General features: G+C 69.5%; 2 protein-coding genes. Both read right to left on the reverse strand.

The window, feature by feature from the left end; all coding sequences use genetic code 11:
* Positions 1-642 (reverse strand): TspO-related membrane protein (locus AC5RUJ_RS16920; protein ID WP_494156324.1); only part of this gene is annotated, 642 nt, incomplete at its 3' end.
* A gap of 68 nt (positions 643-710) precedes the next feature.
* Positions 711-1,114, reverse strand: a 404-nt coding sequence (locus tag AC5RUJ_RS16925) for an anti-sigma factor (protein WP_494156325.1), incomplete at its 5' end; no start/stop codon positions are given.

Below are 1,114 nucleotides of genomic sequence, written 5' to 3' on the forward strand. Positions count from 1 at the left end.
AGGCGCGAGCCGGCCGCGGCTGTACAGGGCGGTTCCGACGCCGACCGCCGCCGCGACGACAAGCACGATGGAGGACAGCAAGGTGACCGGCAGCCCCAGGCCGTCCAGCCCGGACGCGGCGAGGACGGCGGAGGTGTTGGCGACCGTGGCCACGGTGACCCAGCCCAGATACAGCCCGAAGGTGCCGTCGGTGATCAGGGTGTCCAGCCACGCGCCGGACGTCGACCAGACCAGCAGCACGAGGATGCGCGCCAGCACCGCCAGCAGGACAACGATCACCGTGAGGCTGAACACCAACAGGCCGGCCTGCACCACCCAGATCCAGGCAGCGTTCAGGAGCATGGCCGCCACCGCCCAGGGACGCAGGGCCGCGTGTCGTTCCGACTGCCGCTGGGCCGGCAACAGTTGCCACACCGCGTAGGCCAGCAGGCCCAGGTAAATGAGCGACCAGATGCGGAAGGCGGCCGAGGCCGGGGCCAGCGGCGTCGAGTCCTCATTCAGCCAACCCCCTGCCGCCTCCTGGATCGGCGTTCCCATAAGCGCCCCGCTGCCCCAAAAGGCGGCAACGATGGCCGCCAGGGAACTGGCCAACACCAGGATCGGCACGGCCCGCCCGGTCCGCGTCTCCGTTTGCTGCTGCATGGTTCCTCCGGCTGTCGACGGATGTTCGGGTGCGCTGCGGGACCTTCCTGTCGTTACCGGGGGGACGGCTAGGTGTCGAGGGTGCCGCGGACGATGCTGACGCTGGAGTGCTCGGGGTTTCCGTCCAGCGGTTCGTCCGAAACGTCGACGATGGGGAACCGCGACAGGTCCAGTCCGTCCGGGATGGCGAACCTGCCGGTGTCCGAGTCCATCACGCCGAGGCTGACCAAGGCGGACAAATCCGGTGCTATCAACCACACCTCCTGGTATCCCTGCGCCTCGTTCTCGCTCAGCCTGATCTCGAGTTCCCTGGTGCCGTTGGCTTCCACTACCCGGGCCGTTCCGGTGGCCGCGTATTGCTCCAGCGGTTCCAACTGCGCCTGCGCCAGCGTGGCGGCGTTGCGGGTGACGCCCCAGGAGATGCCGATGGCGGCGACGATCGCCACCGCGGCCGCCGCGGCCAGCCAGGCGG

It is taken from the genome of Arthrobacter sp. Y3223164, assembly GCF_059091005.1.